General features: G+C 71.0%; 16 protein-coding genes and 1 rRNA gene. 9 read left to right on the plus strand and 8 right to left on the minus strand.

The features are described from left to right. Nucleotides 1-88, plus strand: a 5S ribosomal RNA gene (gene rrf, locus ACWC2B_RS28765); the annotation flags it as partial. A gap of 117 nt (nt 89-205) precedes the next feature. Here the strand turns inward: rrf and ACWC2B_RS28770 are convergent. Genes ACWC2B_RS28770 through ACWC2B_RS28790 form a run of 5 tightly spaced genes read right to left on the minus strand, consistent with a single transcriptional unit; the run spans nt 206 to nt 5,625 of the window. Continuing rightward, the gene (locus tag ACWC2B_RS28770; protein ID WP_450721589.1) at nt 206-1,516 is read right to left on the minus strand and encodes a DUF58 domain-containing protein; all 1,311 of its coding nucleotides are present in this window, start codon (nt 1,514-1,516) and stop codon (nt 206-208) included. A gap of 9 nt (nt 1,517-1,525) precedes the next feature. Further along, complete coding sequence (locus tag ACWC2B_RS28775) at nt 1,526-2,509, minus strand: AAA family ATPase (protein WP_450721591.1); 984 nt, start codon at nt 2,507-2,509, stop codon at nt 1,526-1,528. Beyond that, nucleotides 2,506-3,690: a DUF4350 domain-containing protein gene (locus ACWC2B_RS28780; RefSeq protein WP_450721593.1), complete on the minus strand. Its 1,185-nt coding sequence runs from the start codon at nt 3,688-3,690 to the stop codon at nt 2,506-2,508. The genes ACWC2B_RS28775 and ACWC2B_RS28780 overlap by 4 nt, the downstream gene beginning before the upstream one ends. Then, nucleotides 3,687-4,376 carry a DUF4129 domain-containing protein gene (locus ACWC2B_RS28785; RefSeq protein WP_450721595.1) on the minus strand — a complete coding sequence of 230 codons (690 nt, stop codon included), beginning with the start codon at nt 4,374-4,376 and terminating at the stop codon, nt 3,687-3,689. Before ACWC2B_RS28785 ends, ACWC2B_RS28780 begins: the two co-directional genes overlap by 4 nt. A 4-nt stretch (nt 4,377-4,380) precedes the next feature. After that, the gene (locus ACWC2B_RS28790) at nt 4,381-5,625 is read right to left on the minus strand and encodes a hypothetical protein (RefSeq protein WP_450721597.1); all 1,245 of its coding nucleotides are present in this window, start codon (nt 5,623-5,625) and stop codon (nt 4,381-4,383) included. Between the two features lie 155 nt (nt 5,626-5,780). Here ACWC2B_RS28790 and mtnA point away from each other — a divergent pair, with 155 nt between their 5' ends. The 7 genes from mtnA (at nt 5,781) to ACWC2B_RS28825 (ending at nt 14,431) form a co-directional block, all read left to right on the plus strand. After that, nucleotides 5,781-6,929 carry an S-methyl-5-thioribose-1-phosphate isomerase gene (gene mtnA, locus ACWC2B_RS28795; protein WP_450721599.1) on the plus strand — a complete coding sequence of 383 codons (1,149 nt, stop codon included), beginning with the start codon at nt 5,781-5,783 and terminating at the stop codon, nt 6,927-6,929. A gap of 4 nt (nt 6,930-6,933) precedes the next feature. Beyond that, nucleotides 6,934-7,623, plus strand: coding sequence for a two-component system response regulator MtrA (mtrA, locus tag ACWC2B_RS28800; RefSeq protein ID WP_189389435.1), 690 nt, complete (start codon nt 6,934-6,936; stop codon nt 7,621-7,623). A gap of 1 nt (nt 7,624) precedes the next feature. Further along, a complete protein-coding gene (gene mtrB / locus ACWC2B_RS28805; RefSeq protein WP_450721602.1) occupies nt 7,625-9,625 on the plus strand; it encodes an MtrAB system histidine kinase MtrB in 2,001 nt (666 codons plus the stop codon). Then, nucleotides 9,615-11,522, plus strand: a complete 1,908-nt coding sequence (locus tag ACWC2B_RS28810; RefSeq protein WP_450721604.1) for an LpqB family beta-propeller domain-containing protein — start codon at nt 9,615-9,617, stop codon at nt 11,520-11,522. Before mtrB ends, ACWC2B_RS28810 begins: the two co-directional genes overlap by 11 nt. 69 nt (nt 11,523-11,591) lie before the next feature. After that, a complete protein-coding gene (locus ACWC2B_RS28815) occupies nt 11,592-12,419 on the plus strand; it encodes a ComF family protein (RefSeq protein WP_450721606.1) in 828 nt (275 codons plus the stop codon). Nucleotides 12,420-12,733: 314 nt separating this feature from the next. Next, entirely contained in the window at nt 12,734-13,423 is a 690-nt protein-coding gene (gene hpf, locus ACWC2B_RS28820; protein WP_450721608.1) for a ribosome hibernation-promoting factor, HPF/YfiA family, read from the plus strand. Between the two features lie 249 nt (nt 13,424-13,672). Continuing rightward, nucleotides 13,673-14,431: a response regulator gene (locus ACWC2B_RS28825; RefSeq protein WP_450721610.1), complete on the plus strand. Its 759-nt coding sequence runs from the start codon at nt 13,673-13,675 to the stop codon at nt 14,429-14,431. On the opposite strand, the gene ACWC2B_RS28830 is transcribed toward ACWC2B_RS28825, so the two are convergent. Both ACWC2B_RS28830 and ACWC2B_RS28835 read right to left on the minus strand, forming a co-directional pair. Further along, complete coding sequence (locus tag ACWC2B_RS28830; RefSeq protein ID WP_450721612.1) at nt 14,424-15,590, minus strand: winged helix-turn-helix domain-containing protein; 1,167 nt, start codon at nt 15,588-15,590, stop codon at nt 14,424-14,426. The two genes, ACWC2B_RS28825 and ACWC2B_RS28830, sit on opposite strands and share 8 nt — an antisense overlap. Nucleotides 15,591-15,634: 44 nt before the next feature. Beyond that, nucleotides 15,635-16,207 carry a GNAT family N-acetyltransferase gene (locus ACWC2B_RS28835; protein WP_450721614.1) on the minus strand — a complete coding sequence of 191 codons (573 nt, stop codon included), beginning with the start codon at nt 16,205-16,207 and terminating at the stop codon, nt 15,635-15,637. 197 nt (nt 16,208-16,404) lie between these two features. On the opposite strand from ACWC2B_RS28835, the gene secA reads away from it, so the two are divergent. Continuing rightward, complete coding sequence (gene secA / locus ACWC2B_RS28840) at nt 16,405-19,257, plus strand: preprotein translocase subunit SecA (protein WP_450721616.1); 2,853 nt, start codon at nt 16,405-16,407, stop codon at nt 19,255-19,257. Between the two features lie 91 nt (nt 19,258-19,348). On the opposite strand, the gene ACWC2B_RS28845 is transcribed toward secA, so the two are convergent. Further along, entirely contained in the window at nt 19,349-19,756 is a 408-nt protein-coding gene (locus ACWC2B_RS28845; RefSeq protein WP_450721618.1) for an Rv3235 family protein, read from the minus strand. Nucleotides 19,757-20,008 lie beyond the last annotated feature (252 nt).

A 20,008-nucleotide genomic window follows, 5' to 3' on the forward strand; every position in this document is an offset into this window, starting at 1 on the left:
CGGTTACATTCCGAACCCGGAAGCTAAGCCTTTCAGCGCCGATGGTACTGCAGGGGGGACCCTGTGGGAGAGTAGGACGCCGCCGAACAAATTTTGGGGAAAGCCCCGCACCAGACTCTTCGGAGTCACGGTGCGGGGCTTTTCTGCGTTTCAGGGGAGGAGTGGAGGAGTGGAAAAAGGCTCCCTTCTCCCCCTCCTCCTTTTCTTACAGGCGGCCCGTCGCCTTGAGTTCTAGGTATGCGTCGGCCAAGGCTGGGGCCAGTTCGTCGGGGGTTGCATCGACGACTGTGACCCCGTGGCGCATTAGTTTCTCGGCGGTGCGGCGGCGCTGCTGCTGGGTCTGGCCGGCTGCGGCCGCCTCATAGACCGCCTCGACGTTGCCTCGTGCGGCTGCCATCTGCTGGATGTGCGGGTCGGCCACCGACGCCACTAGGACCGTGTGGCGCTGGGTGAGTTGAGGCAGTACGGGGAGGAGGCCCTCCTCGGCTGCTGCGGTGTCCAGGCTGGTCAGCAGGACGATCAGGGAGCGGCGGGGCGCGTGGGTCAGGGCCGCTGCGCTGAGCCCGCGGGCGTCGGTCTCCACCAGGGACGGTTCGAGCGGGGCCAGCGCGTTGACCAGTGCGGGCAGCAGTTCGCCTGCGGCTCGGCCCAGTACCTGGGCGCGTACCCGGCGGTCGTAGGCGAGGAGATCGACTCGGTCGCCGGCTCGTGAGGCGAGGGCGGCGAGTAGTAGTCCGGCGTCCATGGCGGCGTCGAGCCGGGGCACGTCGCCGACACGGCCGGCCGATGTGCGGCCCGTGTCGAGGACGACGAGCACGTGGCGGTCGCGCTCTGGGCGCCAGGTGCGTACGGCGACATTTCCCTGGCGGGCGGTCGCGCGCCAGTCGATGGAGCGGGTGTCGTCGCCTGGGACGTACTCGCGCAGGCTGTCGAATTCGGTGCCCTCGCCGCGGGTCAACACGCTGGTGCGGCCGTCGAGTTCGCGGAGTCGGGCAAGGCGGGAGGGCAGGTGTTTGCGGCTTGCGAAGGGTGGCAGGACGCGGACCGTCCAAGGGACGCGGTGGCTGCCCTGGCGGGCGGCCAGGCCGAGGGGGCCGTACGAGCGGATCGTGATGCGGTCCGCGTGGCGGTCGCCGCGGCGGGTCGGCCGCAGCGTTGTGGACAGGCGGCTCCGTTCGCCCGCCAGGACCGTCAACCGGTGCCGGGATGCCGCCTGTTCGGCCCCTGAAGACCAACTGCTGGGGGGCCAGGCGTCCCTGAGCTGGGCGCGGAGACGGCGGCCGGACGGGTTGGTGACGGTGAGGCCCACCTCGGCCGCGTCACCCAGTCGAACTGACGTGTCACCGCTTCGGGTGAACTGGAGCTTTTGCACTGGCGCTGCACATGCGTAGTCGCACAGAATTGCGAGTGCAAGGGGAGCGTTGACCGCCAGCATGCCGGTCCAGCCCGGGGTGAAGACACCTACCGGGATGGAGCCGAGGGCGGCGAGGAGTGCGGAGCGTCCGGTGAGAGCCATGGGGGCGCCTCAGCGGGGCACGGGGACGTGGGCGAGAACCGAGGTGATGACGGAGTCGGCGGTGACGCCCTCCATCTCGGCTTCGGGGCGCAGTTGGATGCGGTGGCGAAGTGTGGGGAGTGCCAGGGCTTTCACATCGTCCGGGATGACGTAGTCCCGGCCGGTGAGCCAGGCCCAGGCCCGGGCCGTGGAGAGCAGGGCCGTGGCGCCTCGGGGGGAGACCCCGAGGCTGAGCGAGGGGGATTCACGCGTGGCACGACAGATATCGACGACATAGCCGGTGATCTCGGCCGAGACCGAGGTCTTGGCGACGGCTGCGCGGGCGGCTTCGAGGTCGGCGGGTCCGGCGACAGGGCGTACGCCTGCCGCTTGGAGGTCGCGGGGGTTGAAGCCGTTCGCGTGGCGGGCCAGCACGTCAATCTCGTCCTGGCGTGAGGGCAGCGGGACCGTCAACTTCAGCAGGAAGCGGTCAAGTTGGGCCTCGGGCAGGGGGTACGTGCCCTCGTACTCGACCGGGTTCTGAGTGGCGGCCACCAGGAACGGGTCGGGCAGGAGGCGGGGGGTGCCGTCGACCGTGACCTGGCGCTCCTCCATGGCTTCGAGGAGGGACGACTGGGTCTTGGGCGGGGTGCGGTTGATCTCGTCCGCGAGCAGCAGGTTGGTGAAGACCGGACCGGGCTGGAAGGAGAACTCTGCGGTACGGGCGTCGTAGATGAGTGAGCCGGTGACGTCGCTGGGCATCAGGTCGGGGGTGAACTGGACGCGCTTGGTGTCGAGTTCGAGGGAGGCTGCCAGCGCGCGCACCAGGAGGGTCTTGGCAACGCCCGGTACACCTTCGAGCAGCACGTGGCCGCGGCAGAGGAGGGCGACGACGAGGCCGGTGACGGCGGAGTCCTGGCCCACCACGGCCTTGGCTATCTCGGCGCGCAGGGCTTCCAGGGAAGCGCGGGCGCTGTCCGGGTCCGCTGCGGTCTCCGGGGTGCGGTCGCTCATGAAGTGCGTACCTCTCTTTCGAGGGCGTCCAGTTCGTCCGCGAGGCGGACAAGTGCGGCGTCGTCGGCCGGTGGTGGGCCGAAGAGCAGGGAAAGGGGGTCACGGCCGGCCGCGGGGAGCCGGGCGGAGACGGCCGGGACGAGGACCTCGGGGGAGTGTGCCGCCGAGGCGGCCACGCCCAGGAGGGCGGCCAGGCGGGTGCGGGTGGCCGAACGGAGGGTGTCGGCCGCGCGGTCGCGGGCGTTGGCCTTGCGGTAGAGGCGGGCGCGGCCCTCGGTGGCCTCGGACGCACGGATGGCGACCGGGAGTTGCTCGGTGACGAGCGGGCCGAGTCGGCGAGCCCGCCAGATGGCGGCGAGCACGGCGGCGAGGGCGAGTTGGAGGGCGGCCCAGCGCCATCCGGACGGGATCAGATCGAAGAAGGAGCGTTTGCCGCCGTCGGTGGCCGACGCGTCACCCAGCGAGGGGAGGTACCAGACCAGATGGGGGCGGGAGCCGAGCAGTTGGAGGGCGAGGGAGGCGTTGCCCTCCTTGTCGAGCCGGTGGTTGAGGAGGATGTCGGGGGCGCCGAGCAGGACGGTGTCGCCCTGGCCCTGATGCGCGGTGCGGAGCAGGGTGGGCAGGCCCTCGGCCGGGTAGCAGCCGTCGCTGTTCTCATTCGGGGCCGCGTAGCGGATGCCGCCGGTGTCCGCGCGTCCCGCTCGGGTCGCGGCGGGCTGGGAGCAGTTGGGGTCGCGGGGCTTGACGGAGACGGGGCTCTCGGCGCGTATCCCGGGGGCGAGGATGCCCAGGGAGGGCGCGCTGGGGGCGATGAGGACCGTACGGCCGCCGGAGTCGGCGGTGGCGGCGCGGAGTTGACGTTGCTGACCCTCGGTCAGGAGGTCGGGGACCGTGATCAGGAGCGTGGTGTCGGGGCCTGTGGCCGCTGTCGCCTCGTCGAGGGTGGTGACCACGCGGGTGGAGACTCCCTGGGCCTTGAGGAGTTGGGCGACGGCGCGGCTGCCGTACTGGTCGGCGGAGCGCGGGTCGAGGCTGCCGTGCTGGGAGTTGGAGTGCAGCGCGGCCAGCGCGATGCCGGCCGCGGCCAGGATGGCGAGGGCGAGCAGCAGGCCCCGGCTGCGGGTCCACAGCTGGCGGACCGTGACCGAGGTGGAGGTCGGGGCGGCTGTGGGAGCGGTCATTCGGCCCCTCCGTGGACCGCGTCGCTCAACGCGGGTTTGGCGCGGTCGAGGTCGCGGTCGAGGTCGCGCAGGCGTCCGTACGCTGCTTCGTCGGCGGTGCGGCCGCCATATGTGATGTCGTCGAAGGACCGGGCGGCGGTGCGGAGTCGGTCCGCGTGGCCGGGCAGGGCGCGGCCCGCTTCGGCGGCTGCTTCGTCGGCGGTGCGGCCGGGGCGGGGGTCGAGGAGGGCGCGCTCCTCCAGCGAGCGGACGATGGCGCGCATCCGTTCCTGGACGGCTTCGTTCCAGCGGCGGGCGGCGGCGTGTGTCTCGGCCGCGGTGCGGTGTTCGGCGGCGCTGCGCGGGCGGTCGTCGAAGACCGTGCCGCCGGCGGTGGCGGTCCGCTGCGGGGTGCCGAGCCGCCACCACAGTGCGGCGACCAGTGCGAGGACGACGACCGCGATCACGACCAGGCCGAGCGGGCCGCCGGGGGTGGCTCCCGATGCCGAGTCGAAGAGCGAGCCGACCCAGTCCCAGAATGCGTCGAGGGCGCGCTGGAGGAGGCTCGGGTCGTTCTGGTGGTACGCCGGGTCGGACAGTTCGCGCCGGGCCGCCTCGCGGGCGGGGTCGCGTCCGATGTCCACCGGAGGCTCGCCGGATGCGCTGTTCAGCAGTCGTGCCGTGATGAAGCCCCCCGCTCCTGACACTGCATCAGCTCCCGGGTGTCTCGTAGCCGGGAACGCCTGCGGCGCGGGCGAGTTCGAGGTCGAGGGCCTCGCGGCGGATGCGCTGGTCAATGTAGAGCAGGACGCTGACACCGGCGGCGATGGGGTAGGTGATCGCGGATGCGATCACGGCCCCGATGCCGGAGATGATCAGGTAGGCCCAGCCGAACTCCGGGGTGGTGCCGCTGAGGATGCCGTGGAAGTCGCTGCTGTCCACGGCCATCGCGATCGCGGCGAACGGGAACACGATGATCATCGAGACGATGGCCATCAGGATCGACGTCAGCAGGGTGATGCCGAAGATGCGCCACCAGGAACCGTTGACCAGCTTGGCGGAGCGGCGCAGCGACTGGACGATGCTCTGCCGTTCCAGCATCAGTGCCGGGGAGGCGAGGCTGAAGCGGACGTACAGCCACAGGGCGACCAAGGACGCGGCGAGGCCGCCGAGCACGGAGAGCGCGGCGCCGCCGCCTCCCCCGAGGAGCGCGCCGGGAAGGATGCCGACGGCGAAGATCGCGCAGAACATGCCGAACAGGAGGGCCAGCAGACCGAACAGGCTCAGCAGACGCGGGCGGGCCTCCGTCCAGGCCTCGCCGAGGCTCACCGGGCGGCCGAGCACGGAGCGACTGACGACGATGGTGAGGACGGCCGTGGTGAACAGCGTGGCGAGCTGACCGATGATCAGGGGCGGCGTCAAGTCGATCAGGCTGGACTGCAGCGCGTGGAAGGCCTGGTTGACGGCCTCGGTGCCGGTGGCGTTCGGGTCGACCGAGGCCGGGGTCGGCAGGATGAACCGGTCGGCGAGGATCTGGGCGATCTGGGAGATCACCGCGACGGTCAGCGTCAGGCCGAGGACCGTGCGCCAGTGGGCGCGCGCGGTGGAGACCGCGCCGTCGAGAATCTCGCCGGCCCCCAGCGGGCGCAGCGGGATGACGCCCGGCTTGGCGGCGGGCGGACGTCCGTAGTTCCGGTTCCAGTTGCCGCCCGGAGACTGCCCCGGGACCTGGCCCCAGCCGCCGGGGCCCTGCTGCGGGCCTCCCCAGCCGGGGGCCGACGGGGGAGGTGTCCGGCCGGCGTCCGGCGGGGACCACTGGGCGGCCGGGGGCTGGTCCTGCGACCACTTGGAGGCGGCACGGGCCCGTTCGGAGGGCTCGGGCGTCGGGGGAGTGCCGGAGTTTTCGCCGTCGGAGGGGGCCGATCCGGGCGAGGCCCAGCCCGGAGAGTCGTTCACGGTCGTCCACCTCGTGGATTGGTCGCGGGACCGGCTGCGCTTGCCGGCTCCTTCGGGTTGGCTGCCATCGTGCCACGTGGATCCTGGCCACGGACCTGCCCCCGTATCTCGTTCGCACCTTCAATTGTCGGTGGCTCACGGGGCAGACTGGGCGGATGGCTGATCAGGACGTGCGAACCACCATGGGGCCCGGTCCTTCGAGGATTGAATCGCTGCGCTGGGACGAGCCGCCGGAGGGGCCCGTGCTGGTCCTCCTGGACCAGACCCGGCTGCCCGCCGAGGAGGTGGAGCTCGTCTGCACGGATGTGCCGGGGCTGGTCCTCGCCATCCGGACCCTCGCGGTACGGGGGGCTCCGCTGCTCGGCATCGCCGGGGCCTACGGGGTCGCGCTCGCCGCGACACGGGGGTACGACGTGGACGAGGCGGCGGCGCTGCTCGCGGGAGCGCGGCCCACCGCGGTCAACCTCGGGTACGGGGTGCGGCTGGCGGCCGGGGCGTACCGGGCGGCCATCGAGAAGGGCGCGGGTCCGGCAGAGGCCGGGGCAGCGGCGCTGGCCGCGGCCAAGGAACTGCACCGGGCCGATGCCGAGGGCAGCGCGCGGATGGCCCGGCACGGGCTCGCGCTGCTCGACGAGCTGCTGCCGGGCGGCAGCCACCGCGTCCTCACCCACTGCAACACCGGCCGGTTGGTCTCCGGCGGCGAGGGCACCGCCTTCGCGGTCGCGCTGGCCGCGCACCGGGCGGGCCGGTTGCGGCGGCTGTGGGTCGACGAGACGCGGCCGCTGCTGCAGGGCGCGCGGCTGACGGCGTACGAAGCGGCGGGCAGCGAGATGGCGTACAGCCTGCTGAGCGACAATGCGGCCGGCTCGCTGTTCGCTGCGGGCGAGGTCGATGCCGTTCTCATCGGCGCCGACCGCATCGCGGCCGACGGCTCGGTGGCGAACAAGGTGGGCAGCTATCCGCTCGCCGTGCTCGCCAAGTACCACCACGTGCCGTTCATCGTGGTCGCGCCGGTCACCACGGTGGATCTGGAGACTCCCGACGGCGCTTCGATCGAGATCGAGCAGCGGCCCGGCCAGGAGGTGACAGAGTTCACTGCGCCGCAGGTCCCGGGGGGCGGCTGGGGGTCCGGTTCCGGGCTGCCGGTGGCGCCCCTGGGGACACAGGCGTACAACCCCGCCTTCGATGTGACACCGCCGGAACTGGTCACGGCGATCGTCACGGAGGAGGGGGTGCTCTCCCCGGTGACAGGGGGCGGGCTGAGGGAGCTGTGTGCCAGGTCACGCCGGGTAACGATTAGCTAATGGGATGATGACGTTTATGAAGGGACGCGTCCTTGTCGTCGACGACGACACCGCACTGGCCGAGATGCTCGGCATTGTGTTGCGTGGAGAAGGTTTTGAGCCGTCGTTCGTAGCGGATGGCGACAAGGCACTGGCGGCATTCCGTGACGCCAAGCCCGACCTGGTGCTGCTCGATCTCATGCTGCCCGGACGGGACGGCATCGAGGTCTGCAGGCTGATCAGGGCCGAGTCGGGTGTGCCGATCGTCATGCTCACCGCAAAGAGCGACACCGTGGACGTGGTGGTCGGCCTGGAGTCGGGGGCCGACGACTACATCGTGAAGCCGTTCAAGCCGAAGGAGTTGGTCGCCCGGATCCGGGCGAGGCTGCGCAGGTCCGAGGAGCCGGCGCCGGAGCAGCTCGCCATCGGCGACCTGGTGATCGACGTCGCCGGGCACTCGGTGAAGCGGGACGGGCAGTCGATCGCGCTGACCCCGCTGGAGTTCGACCTGCTGGTCGCGCTCGCCCGCAAGCCGTGGCAGGTGTTCACTCGAGAAGTACTCCTCGAACAGGTCTGGGGCTACCGCCACGCGGCGGACACCCGCCTGGTCAACGTGCATGTCCAGCGGCTGCGCTCGAAGGTCGAGAAGGACCCCGAGCGGCCGGAGATCGTGGTGACCGTCCGTGGGGTCGGTTACAAGGCAGGACCGAGCTGAGATGACCCAAGAAGCTGGGCGCAAGACGTCCTGGGGCGGCCGGCTGCTCCAGGACGGAGCGCCCGGCGGTCCGGTGCTGCGCCTCGTCGTGCGCTGGCTGCGGCGCCCGCTGCTGCCCGCCGCGCGACTGTGGCGGCGCAACATCCAGCTGCGGGTGGTCGCGGCCACCCTGCTGATGTCGCTGGGCGTGGTCGTGCTGCTCGGCTTCGTGGTCATCGGGGCGGTGCGCAACGGCCTGCTCGAAACCAAGGAGAAGGCGGCCGTGAGCCAGTCGGCGGGCGGTTTCGCGGTCGCGAAGGACAAGGCCGGCACGACCGTCTCGTCCGGTGACGACCCCACCTCGGGCCGCGGCTCCGGTTCCTCGGTGAGCTGGCGCAACAACCTGGTGACCCAGCTCGCGAGCAGCGGCCAGGGCGCGTTCTACGTCGTCGCCCTGGGGTCGGCCTCATCGGATTCGGACTCGGCGTCCAGCAACCGGGGGCCGCGCGCCTCCGGCTTCGTGGACCCCCGCGCGAGTGTTCCGCAGAGCCTGCGCGACAGCGTCGACGAGGGCACCGGCGCGTTCAAGACGTACACCTCGATCAAGTTCACCGACGGTCAGGAGGCCGAGCCCGGGCTCGTGGTGGGCACCCGGCTCAAGGACGTCGACGGGCAGTCCTACCAGCTCTACTACCTCTTCCCGCTGGTGCAGGAGGAGAAGTCGCTCACCCTGGTCAAGACGACGCTCGCGACCGCCGGGCTGTTCGTCGTGGTGCTGCTCGGGGCGATCGCCTGGCTCGTGGTGCGGCAGGTGGTCACGCCGGTCCGGATGGCGGCCGGAGTCGCCGAACGGCTCTCCACGGGCGTCCTCAGAGAGCGCATGAAGGTCACCGGCGAGGACGACATCGCCCGGCTCGGCGAGGCCTTCAACAAGATGGCGCAGAACCTCCAGGGCAAGATCAACCAGCTGGAGGAGCTGTCGCGGATGCAGCGGCGGTTCGTCTCGGACGTCTCGCACGAGCTGCGCACCCCGCTGACGACCGTGCGGATGGCAGCCGATGTCATCCACGAGGCGCGGGTCGACTTCGACCCGGTGACGGCGCGCTCGGCCGAGCTGCTCGCCGGGCAGCTGGACCGATTCGAGTCGCTGCTCGCCGACCTCCTGGAGATCAGCCGGTTCGACGCGGGCGCGGCGGCGCTGGAGGCCGAGCCGATAGACCTGCGCGAGGTCGTGCGCCGGGTGATCGAGGGCGCCGAGCCGCTCGCCGAGCGCAAGGGCACCCGGATACGGGTGGCCGGCGACGAACAGCCCGTGGTCGCCGAGGCCGATGCCCGCCGGGTCGAGCGGGTACTGCGCAACCTGGTCGTCAACGCCGTCGAGCACGGCGAGGGCCGGGACGTCGTGGTGCGCCTCGCGGCGGCCGGCGGGGCTGTCGCGGTCGCGGTGCGGGACTACGGCGTCGGGCTCAAGCCCGGCGAGGCGACACGGGTGTTCAACCGGTTCTGGCGGGCCGACCCGGCGCGCGCCCGTACCACCGGCGGCACCGGGCTCGGCCTGTCGATCGCCGTCGAGGACGCGCGGCTGCACGGCGGCTGGCTGCAGGCCTGGGGCGAGCCGGGCGGCGGTTCCCAGTTCCGCCTGACCCTGCCACGTACCGCCGACGAGCCGCTGCGCGGATCGCCGATACCGTTGGAGCCGGAGGACTCACGGGCCGCCCGTGAGCGCGACAAGGCCGAGGTGGCGGCCGCGCAGGCGCAGGGCAACCGGCTCTCCTCCGTACCGACGCCGCGCCTCGACCGCTCCACGCTGCCCGTGCCGCCCACGGCCCCGGTGCGTCCGCGCACCTCGGGCCCTGGTGCCAGCCCGGCGGGGCTGCCTGGAGGCGGCGGGGGCCGGGTGGTGGCCCGGCTGACCGAGGCGGAACCGGGCGCACGTCCCGCCGCGGAGCCCGGGGAGGGAGCGGCGGGTCCCGAGCGGCTTGCCGAAGTGACTGACCAGGAAGGATCGGCCCGTGGGCGCTGACCGGGGGAGGGCCCGCGGCAGGCTGCCGCGGGCGGTGGTCGTGCTGGGCAGCGGCTCGCTGCTGGTGTCGGGCTGTGCGTCCATGCCGAGCAGCGGCGATGTGCACTCGGTGTCGGCGTCCCAGCGAGCCGATTCGCAGGTGCAGGTGTACGCCGTGCCGCCGCGGCCCGGCGCCGAGCCCAACGAGATCGTCGCGGGCTTCCTGGAGGCCATGACCAGCGACGATCCCCAGTTCGCGATGGCTCGCCAGTATCTGACCGCGAAGGCCGCGAAGGACTGGCAGGCGAATCAGGTCACCGTCCTCGCCGACGGCCCCGACCCGCAGCCGAACCGCTCCGGCGACCGGGGAGCGGACTCAAGCGGCTTCACCTTCACGGTGTCCGGCAAGCCCGTCGCCGTCGTCGACAAGCAGCGCGCCTACCAGCCCGCCAAGCCGCAGGACACGTACAGCCAGACCATCCACCTGGTGCGGCAGAGCGGTCCGGACGGGATGGGAAAGGAGTGGCGCATCGACGCGCTGCCGGAGGGGCTGCTGCTCGGGCAGTCCGACTTCCAGCGCATCTACCGCTCCGTCAACAAGTACTACTTCGCGGCCGGCCAGGACCGTCTGGTCGCCGACCCGGTGTACGTGCGCCAGCGCACCGACCCCGAGACGCAGATGAACCTGATCACGCAGACGGTGCAGTCGGTCCTGGACGGCCCGACCAACTGGCTGAAACCGGTGGTCGCTTCGAAGTTTCCGTCGGGGACGGCGCTGAAGAGCGACACCAAGTCGCTTTCCCTGGACGACCGCAACGCGCTGAAGGTGCCGCTGAACGAGCGGGCTTCCAACGCCGGTGAGCCGCAGTGCAAGCGGATGGCGGCCCAACTCGTGTTCACCCTGCGGGATCTGACGACGACTCGGATCGGCCAGGTGGAACTCGACCGGGCCGACGGCTCCCAGCTGTGTGTGCTCAGCGGCGACCAGGCCGAGACGTACGCGCCGGACCGCATGTCGACCAGCCCCGGGCAGTACTTCGTGGACGCCGGCGGCCATGTGGAGCGGATGCGGGCCGACGCGGGGAGCTCGGACAGCTCGGGCGGCAGCACCGACAGTTCGGACAGTCCGGACGCCTCGGTGGTGACCGAGCCGGTGCAGGGCCCGTTCGGCAAGGGCGAGCAGCAGATGCGTACGGTCGCGGTCTCGCGGGACGAGAAGCGGGCCGCCGGGGTGTCGGCGGACGGCAAGTCCCTGCTCGTGGCCCCGCTCGCGGCCGGCGGCGAACTGGTGCGCACGCCGGTGACCAGTGACGACAAGGACGCCAGGAACGGCGGCCTTTCGGCGCCGAGCTGGGACGGGCGGGGCGACCTGTGGGTGGCCGACCGCAATCCGGCCAAGTCCAGGCTGCTGCGCCTCGCGCAGGGCACGGGCGAGCCCGAGGCGGTCGATGTGGCCGGTCTCAACGGCGCGCAGATTCAGCAGGTGCGCATGTCCGCGGACGGGGTGCGGGTCGCGCTGCTCGTGTCCGAGGGCGGGCACACGACGCTGCGGATCGGCCGGGTCGAGCGGACCGGCGACGCTGACAAAAGCGTGGCCTCGGTGGTCGAACTGCGCCCCGGGGCACCGCAGATGGAAGACGTGACCGCCGTGTCCTGGGCCGGGCGCAGCCGCCTGGTCGTGGTCGGCAAGGAGATCGGCGGGGTCTCCCAGCAGATGCGCTATGTGCAGACGGACGGGTCGACCTCGGCGGCCGGCACCTTGCCGAGTGTCAACAAGCTCACGGACATCGCGGCCACCGACGACGACCGGATGCCGCTGGTGGCGCACTCGCAGGAGGACGGCATCGTCCGGCTGCCGCCCGGCGCGAACTGGAAGACGGCCGTCAAGAAGGGCTCGGCGCCCGCGTATCCGGGGTAGCCGCCGGGGGCGTGGACAGGTTGTCCACAGGGGTGGCCCGGCCCCGTTCCCGTTGGCACAGTGGAGGCCATGCGGGGGTGGTGGCGGGAGTTCTCCGGCCTTGTGCTGCCGACCGCCTGCGGCGGCTGCGGGAGGCCGCGTACGGCGCTGTGCGAGGGGTGCCGGGCGGCGCTGCTCGGGGTGCCCGCGTGTCGGGTCCGCCCGGCGCCGGAGCCTGCCGGGCTGCCCGCGGTGTACGCCGCCGCGCCCTACGAGGACGCGGTGCGCGCGCTGCTGCTCGGGCACAAGGAGCGGGGCGCGCTCGGCACGGCCGGGGTGCTCGGCCAGGCGCTGGCGGGCGCGGCCCGGGCGGTCGCGGGCCCTCATGGGCAGGGGCCGTTGCTGCTGGTCCCCGTGCCCTCGTCGCGGCGGGCGGTGCGGGCCCGTGGCCACGACGCGACGCGGCGGATCGCGCTGGCCGCGGCGGGGGAACTGCGCCGGACCGGGACGGATGCCCGGGTGGCCGCGGTCCTGCGCCAGCGTCGTGCGGTGGCCGACCAGGCGGGCCTGAGTGCCCCGCAGAGGCTCGCGAATCTGTCCGGCGCTCTGGTGGTCGCGGGCGGTGGCGCACGGCTGCTGGAGGGCGGCCGAGTGGTCCTGGTGGACGATCTGATGACCACGGGCGCATCGCTGGTGGAGGCGGCGCGTGCGGTGCGGGCGGTGGGGGTAGGCGATCCCGGCAGCGGCTCTTACGCCGGAGACCGATGCCCGGGGCAGGGAATTCCAGGATTTCCCCGCGCGGGGGCTTCGCATCATCGGCCGGGAGCCGGGGCGGCGGTGCGGAACACCGGTGTTCCGCACCTGGTGGCCGCGGTTGTCGCGGCCACTCCGGAATCGTTCGCAATAAACCGGAACTGACCGCGAACTTGCATCGTTGCAGGTAGTGAGAGGGCAGAAGTACCTGAGTGGAGGTACGTGCGAGTAGCGGGTGCCGACATCGGGCCGGGCGAGCTATGTTCGGTTGTGAGGAATGGCGAAAGACCGTTCACTTAATGCACGGCTGAGCTTCGGCGCGTTTTCACTTACCCCCGACTTGGTGGGGTGGGGATCTTCTCGACGGGGGAGGAGGAGGTGATACGTCACCGAGTCCGACGCCCCGGCACTCACCGGGGTCTGGTGCAAAAGGGAGCAGCTCCGCACTGAGGCGGAGTGATCCGGGAACGGAGTTCTGCGTGGACATCGTCGTCAAGGGCCGCAAGACCGAGGTGCCCGAGCGGTTCCGCAAGCACGTGGCCGAGAAGCTGAAGCTGGAGAAGATCCAGAAGCTCGACGGCAAGGTAATCAGCCTCGACGTCGAGGTGTCCAAGGAACACAACCCGCGGCAGGCGGACCGTTCGGACCGGGTGGAGATCACCCTCCACTCGCGCGGCCCGGTGATCCGTGCGGAGGCGGCGGCAGCAGACCCGTACGCGGCGCTCGACCTGGCGACCGGCAAGCTGGAGGCGCGGCTGCGCAAGCAGCACGACAAGCGCTACACGCGCCGGGGCAACGGTCGGCTCTCGGCCGCCGAGGTCGTCGATGTCGTGCCGGGTGTGGCGGAGTTGAACGGAAACGGCAAGCCTGTGGACGCTTCGAAGGAAGACCGTGTTCCCACCACCAGGATCGGCTCGCTCGAAGTACAGGGCGAAGGACCGCTGGTGGTCCGCGAGAAGAACCATGTCGCAGCCCCGATGACGCTCGACCAGGCGCTCTACGAGATGGAGCTGGTCGGGCACGACTTCTACCTGTTCGTCGACTCGGAGTCGAAGCAGCCCAGCGTCGTCTACCGGCGGCACGCCTACGACTACGGCGTCATCCACCTGGAGACCGACCCGCTCGCCGGTGAGGACGCCAGCGGTGCGGGCGGTGCGCTCGGCGGCTGACCCCGGCCGGGAAGGATCGCGAAGGACCCGCCGGCCGGCGCGTTGAACGTCCGCGGACGGAGCGCCGTACGAACGGGTGAAGGTGCCCCTGGAGCCCTCGTGCGCCCCCAGGGGCACCACCGTGCGACCACTGGACCACCCTTCTGTCGGCCGGGCATGAAATCATGGCGTCGCACGCCAACCGCAGCTCCCTGGAGCGTGGTTGGTGCCGCACACCAACTCGGGCCACGGCCTTCAGGGGGAGGAACGATGGCGGACAGCTTCGGGCCGGTGCACGACGGTTCCCATGCCGACAGCCCGAACGGTGGGGACCGCGAGGCCGGCATGGACGCGGGAAGCTCCCGCAAGGAGCCGATCCGGGTCCTGGTGGTGGACGACCACGCCCTCTTCCGCCGGGGCCTGGAGATCGTGCTGGCCGCCGAGGAGGACATCCAGGTCGTCGGCGAGGCGGGGGACGGCGCGGAGGCGGTGGACAAGGCGGCCGACCTGCTGCCGGACATCGTGCTGATGGACGTGCGGATGCCCCGGCGCGGCGGTATCGAGGCGTGCACCTCCATCAAGGAGGTGGCTCCCAGCGCGAAGATCATCATGCTGACGATCAGCGACGAGGAGGCCGACCTCTACGACGCCATCAAGGCGGGCGCGACCGGCTACCTCCTCAAGGAGATCTCCACCGACGAGGTGGCGACCGCGATCCGGGCGGTCGCGGACGGGCAGTCGCAGATCAGCCCCTCGATGGCCTCCAAACTGCTCACCGAGTTCAAGTCGATGATCCAGCGCACCGACGAGCGCCGCCTGGTGCCCGCGCCCCGGCTCACCGACCGCGAGCTGGAGGTCCTCAAGCTGGTCGCCACGGGGATGAACAACCGTGACATCGCCAAGCAGTTGTTCATCTCCGAGAACACCGTGAAGAACCATGTGCGCAACATCCTGGAGAAGCTGCAGCTGCACTCCAGAATGGAAGCGGTGGTCTACGCGATGCGCGAGAAGATCCTGGAGATCAGGTAGCCAGCGCCGAGGTGAGCGCCGACACCTCCTGCGGCGTCCCGGCCCGTTCGACCCGGACGGAGTCGCAGCCCACCCACTCGGCGGCCTCCAGCAGGGCCTGGGCCATGGGCCGTACGGCCTTCGGCGAGTCCAGCGAGACCTGCTTGGCGACCAGGGTGCGACCCTCGCGCGCAGGGTCGACACGGCCGATCAGCCTGCCGCCGGAGAGCAGCGGCATCGCGAAGTACCCGTGAATCCGCTTGGGCTTGGGGACGTACGCCTCCAGGCGGTGGGCGAAGCCGAAGACGCGCTCGGTGCGGGCGCGCTCCCAGACCAGTGAGTCGAACGGCGAAAGCAGCGTGGTGCGGTGGCGGCCGCGGGGCTCGGTGGCCAGCGCCTCGGGATCCGCCCAGGCGGGCTTGGACCAGCCCTGCACGGTGACCGGCACCAGGCCCGAATCGGCGACCACCGCGTCGAACTGCTCGCCCTTGAGGCGGTGGTAGTCCGCGATGTCGGTGCGGGTGCCCACCCCCAGCGACTGCCCGGCGAGCCGCACCAGACGGCGCAGGCACTCGGCGTCGTCCAGGTCGTCGTGGAGCACCGCGTCCGGAATGGCCCGCTCGGCCAGGTCGTACACCCGCTTCCAGCCGCGCCGCTCGGTGCAGACCACCTCGCCATACATCAGCGCCCGCTCGACGGCGACCTTGGACGCCGACCAGTCCCACCACTCGCCCTTGTTCTTGGCGCCGCCCAAGTCCGTTGCCGTGAGCGGGCCTTCGGCGCGCAGCTGCTTGATCACCTGCTCGTACGTGCCGTCCGGCAGCTCGTGGTTCCAGTGCGGCCGCGAGCGGTAGGCGCGGCGGCGGAAGGCGAAGTGCGGCCACTCCTCGACGGGCAGGATGCAGGCGGCGTGCGACCAGTACTCGAAGGAGCGGCCGCCGCTCCAGTACGCGTCCTCCACGGTCGTGCGGCCGACCGCGCCGAGGCGGGCGTACGGGATGAGCTCGTGCGAGCGGGCGAGCACGGAGATGGTGTCGAGCTGGACCGCGCCCAGGTGGCGCAGCACCCCGCGCACCCCGGCCCGCCGGTCAACCGCTCCGAGGAAGCCCTGGGCGCGCAGGGCTATCCGGCGGGCTTCGTCGGCGGACAGTGCGGCGGCGGGAGGCGGCAGGCTCGTCATGCTCCGCACGATAGTGGCCGCCACTGACAACGCCCGGGCCGAGATCAGCTCTGCGCGGGTAGGTAGGGGAGCACGCCCGGCAGGCCGAGGTCCGAGGGGAGCAGGGCACCGACCCAGCTGTCGCGGCGGGTGCCCTGGTGCACGGCCGCCGAGCGCAGCGTGCCCTCCATGGTGAAGCCCACCTTCAGGGCGACCGCGCGGGAAGCCTCGTTGCCGACGTCCGCCCGCCACTCCAGGCGGTCGACGGCGGCCGCCTCGAAGGCCCAGCGGGCCGCCCTGGCCGCCGCCTCCACCATGTAGCCGCGGCCCCGGTGCTCCTTGGCCGTCCAGAAGCCCAGCTCCGCGAGGCCGGGCCCGCGCCGCATCACGCCGATCATGGCCACCAGGGACGAGCCGTCCGCAGTAAGTACCGCGAAGGTGTAGTCGGTGTCGTTGCGCCAGCCGTCGGGCCCGTAGGACGAGGTGAAGCCCTCCGCGTGCTCGCGCAGGTACGGGGACGGGACAGTGGTCCAGCGCTGGATGTCGGGGTCCTGACAAGCCGCATAGGTGGCATCGGCGTCCTGGGGGCCGACGGGGCGCAGGAGCAGGCGTTCGGTGGTGAGTGTCACGGGTTCCATCGCCCGATTCTCGGTGGGCCGGGCAGGCGGGGCCACCTCATTTCCCCGTCAGCCCGGCACCTTCGGACAGTCCCGTCCGTTGTCGTAACGGCAGACCTCCCGGCGCGGCCGGGTCCTCGCATACGATGACCGTTGCTGTACCCATACCCATAGCCACTCGACCGCGCCAGGCCCGACCGGCAAGGAGACCAACCCCCGTGTCCGTCCTCTCAAAGATCATGCGTGCAGGCGAAGGCAAGATCCTGCGCAAGCTGCACCGCATCGCGGACCAGGTCAACTCCATCGAAGAGGACTTCGTCAACCTCTCCGACGCCGAGCTGCGTGCCCTCACCGACGAGTACAAGCAGCGGTACGCGGACGGCGAGAGCCTGGACGACCTGCTCCCCGAGGCCTTCGCGACCGTGCGCGAGGCCGCCAAGCGCGTCCTCGGCCAGCGTCACTACGACGTCCAGATGATGGGTGGCGCCGCCCTGCACCTCGGCTATGTCGCCGAGATGAAGACCGGTGAGGGCAAGACCCTTGTCGGCACGCTGCCGGCTTACCTGAACGCGCTGTCCGGCCAGGGTGTGCACCTGATCACGGTCAACGACTACCTGGCCGAGCGCGACTCCGAGATGATGGGCCGGGTGCACAAGTTCCTCGGTCTTGAGGTCGGTTGCATCCTCGCCAACATGTCGCCCGCCGAGCGCCGTGCCATGTACAACTGCGACATCACGTACGGCACGAACAACGAGTTCGGCTTCGACTACCTCCGCGACAACATGGCGTGGTCCCAGGACGAGCTCGTCCAGCGCGGCCACAACTTCGCGATCGTCGACGAGGTCGACTCGATCCTGGTCGACGAGGCCCGTACGCCGCTGATCATCTCCGGCCCGGCCGACCAGGCCACCAAGTGGTACGGCGACTTCGCCAAGTTGGTGACGCGCCTGACCAAGGGCGAGGCGGGCAACCCGCTGAAGGGCATCGAGGAGACCGGCGACTACGAGGTCGACGAGAAGAAGCGCACCGTCGCCATCCACGAGCCGGGCGTCGCCAAGGTCGAGGACTGGCTGGGCATCGACAACCTCTACGAGTCGGTGAACACCCCGCTCGTCGGTTACCTGAACAACGCCATCAAGGCGAAGGAACTGTTCAAGAAGGACAAGGACTACGTCGTCATGGACGGCGAAGTCATGATCGTTGACGAGCACACCGGCCGTATCCTCGCCGGCCGCCGCTACAACGAGGGCATGCACCAGGCGATCGAGGCGAAGGAAGGGGTGGACATCAAGGACGAGAACCAGACGCTCGCCACGATCACCCTGCAGAACTTCTTCCGCCTGTACAAGCGCCACGACCAGGACGGCAAGGAAATGCCCGGCCTCTCGGGCATGACCGGTACGGCGATGACCGAGGCCGCCGAGTTCCACCAGATCTACAAGCTCGGCGTCGTCCCGATCCCCACCAACCGCCCGATGGTCCGCAAGGACCAGTCCGACCTGATCTACCGCACCGAGGTCGCGAAGTTCGAGGCGGTCGTCGACGACATCGCCGAGAAGCACGAGAAGGGCCAGCCGATCCTGGTCGGCACCACCTCGGTCGAGAAGTCCGAGTACCTCTCGCAGCAGCTCTCCAAGCGCGGCATCCAGCACGAGGTGCTCAACGCCAAGCAGCACGACCGGGAGGCGACGATCGTCGCCCAGGCCGGCCGCAAGGGCGCCGTCACCGTCGCCACCAACATGGCCGGACGAGGCACCGACATCAAGCTCGGCGGCAACCCGGACGACCTCGCCGAGGCCGAGCTGCGCCAGGCCGGTCTCGACCCGGTCGAGCACGTCGAGGAGTGGGCCGCGGCGCTGCCCGCCGCCCTGGAGAAGGCCGAGCAGGCCGTCAAGGCCGAGTTCGAAGAGGTCAAGGAGCTCGGCGGCCTGTACGTGCTCGGCACCGAGCGGCACGAGTCGCGGCGCATCGACAACCAGCTGCGCGGCCGCTCCGGCCGTCAGGGCGACCCGGGCGAGTCCCGCTTCTACCTGTCGCTGGGCGACGACCTGATGCGCCTGTTCAAGGCCCAGATGGTCGAGCGCGTCATGTCGATGGCCAACGTTCCGGACGACGTCCCGATCGAGAACAAGATGGTGACGCGCGCGATCGCGTCCGCCCAGTCGCAGGTCGAGCAGCAGAACTTCGAGACGCGCAAGAACGTCCTGAAGTACGACGAGGTGCTCAACCGCCAGCGCGAGGTCATCTACGGCGAGCGCCGCCGCGTCCTGGAGGGCGAGGACCTGCACGAGCAGGTCAGGCACTTCATGGACGACACGATCGACGCCTACATCCAGGCCGAGACCGTCGAGGGCTTCGCCGAGGAGTGGGACCTGGACCGGCTGTGGGGCGCCTTCAAGCAGCTCTACCCGGTGAAGGTCACGGTGGAGGAGCTGGAGGAAGCGGCGGGCGACCGGGCGGGCATCACCGCCGAGTTCATCGCCGAGTCCGTCAAGGACGACATCTACGAGCAGTACGCGGCACGTGAGGAGCAGCTCGGCTCCGACATCATGCGCGAGCTGGAGCGCCGCGTGGTCCTTTCGGTCCTGGACCGCAAGTGGCGTGAGCACCTCTACGAGATGGACTACCTCCAGGAGGGCATCGGCCTGCGGGCCATGGCGCAGAAGGACCCGCTGGTCGAGTACCAGCGCGAGGGCTTCGACATGTTCAACGCCATGATGGAGGGCATCAAGGAGGAGTCGGTCGGCTACCTGTTCAACCTGGAGGTCCAGGTCGAGCAGCAGGTCGAGGAGGTCCCGGTCGAGGACGCTCCGGCCGACGTGCCCTCGCTCAGCAAGGAGGACGCCATCCCGGCCGCGCGTCCGGAGATCCGGGCCAAGGGCCTGGACGCCCCGCAGCGCCCGGACCGGCTGCACTTCTCGGCGCCGACGGTGGACGGCGAGGGCGGCGTCGTCGAGGGCGACTTCGACAACGGTGACGACGAGCCCGCCCGCTCGGAGTCGGACGGCCTGACGCGCGCCGAGCGCCGCAAGGCCCAGAAGACCACGGGCGGCCGCCGCCGCAAGAAGTAGCTCGCCGCCAGAGGCGAGTCGCCGCGAGAAGCGATCAGCGGCTGTGCGTCGTCGAGGGGCCCGGCACCGGGAAAGGTGCCGGGCCCCTTCGCTATGCCGGGACGCGTTCGCCGCCCAGCTCGACCGCCGCGCACCGCCAGCGCAGGTCGGCGCCCTGCTCCAGGCGGAAGGCCATGGCGCGCACCTGCTCACCCGCGGCGATGCAGGCGGCCGCCTCGACGATGCCGCGGTCCAGCGGGGCCGCGCGGCAGGACCGTACGACGGGACGGGTGCCGCGGGTGCGGAACGGGGTGCGCGGGGCGAGCCGCACCAGCTGCTCGTACGCGTCCCCGACGGTCAGGCCCAGCATCCAGTGCACCGGGCGCTCGCCGCTGAGCACCGCGAGGAGCTTCTGCGCGAACAGTTCGTGCGGGGTCAGCCGCTGTGGGCGCCGGGTTCCGGTGCTGCCGGGCCTGCGCTGGTCGCCGCGTCCCGCCGGCCCGGTCGTGGTCCTGGTCATGGCTGCCGCCCCCTTCGATACCAGTGGGTAACTTCTGTTGGGGATCTTGTACGGGGGCGGCGGGAGCGGCCGCAAGGACCGGACCGGGGTGCGGCGAAGGCCTGGAAGATTCACCTATCCGGGTGAGTTGGTGGGCTGTCTTCCCAGGTGGGGGCCAGTGCGACGGGTTCCGGCGGACAAGGGCGCCGTGCCGGTACCGGCAGCTCGAAGGGGGACTCCCGCGCGTATCCTGAACCCGTCTCACGACCGGAT

The sequence above is a fragment of the Streptomyces sp. NPDC001415 genome (genome assembly GCF_053597395.1).

Coding starts and splice junctions, on each gene's coding strand:
- ACWC2B_RS28825 (WP_450721610.1), top strand. CDS start 13,673: ATGGCGGACAGCTTCGGGCCGGTGCACGACGGTTCCCATGCCGACAGC.
- ACWC2B_RS28835 (WP_450721614.1), bottom strand. CDS start 16,207: ATGGAACCCGTGACACTCACCACCGAACGCCTGCTCCTGCGCCCCGTC.
- ACWC2B_RS28775 (WP_450721591.1), bottom strand. CDS start 2,509: ATGAGCGACCGCACCCCGGAGACCGCAGCGGACCCGGACAGCGCCCGC.
- ACWC2B_RS28815 (WP_450721606.1), top strand. CDS start 11,592: ATGCGGGGGTGGTGGCGGGAGTTCTCCGGCCTTGTGCTGCCGACCGCC.
- ACWC2B_RS28780 (WP_450721593.1), bottom strand. CDS start 3,690: ATGACCGCTCCCACAGCCGCCCCGACCTCCACCTCGGTCACGGTCCGC.
- mtrA (WP_189389435.1), top strand. CDS start 6,934: ATGATGACGTTTATGAAGGGACGCGTCCTTGTCGTCGACGACGACACC.
- mtnA (WP_450721599.1), top strand. CDS start 5,781: ATGGCTGATCAGGACGTGCGAACCACCATGGGGCCCGGTCCTTCGAGG.
- ACWC2B_RS28770 (WP_450721589.1), bottom strand. CDS start 1,516: ATGGCTCTCACCGGACGCTCCGCACTCCTCGCCGCCCTCGGCTCCATC.
- ACWC2B_RS28845 (WP_450721618.1), bottom strand. CDS start 19,756: ATGACCAGGACCACGACCGGGCCGGCGGGACGCGGCGACCAGCGCAGG.
- mtrB (WP_450721602.1), top strand. CDS start 7,625: ATGACCCAAGAAGCTGGGCGCAAGACGTCCTGGGGCGGCCGGCTGCTC.
- ACWC2B_RS28830 (WP_450721612.1), bottom strand. CDS start 15,590: ATGACGAGCCTGCCGCCTCCCGCCGCCGCACTGTCCGCCGACGAAGCC.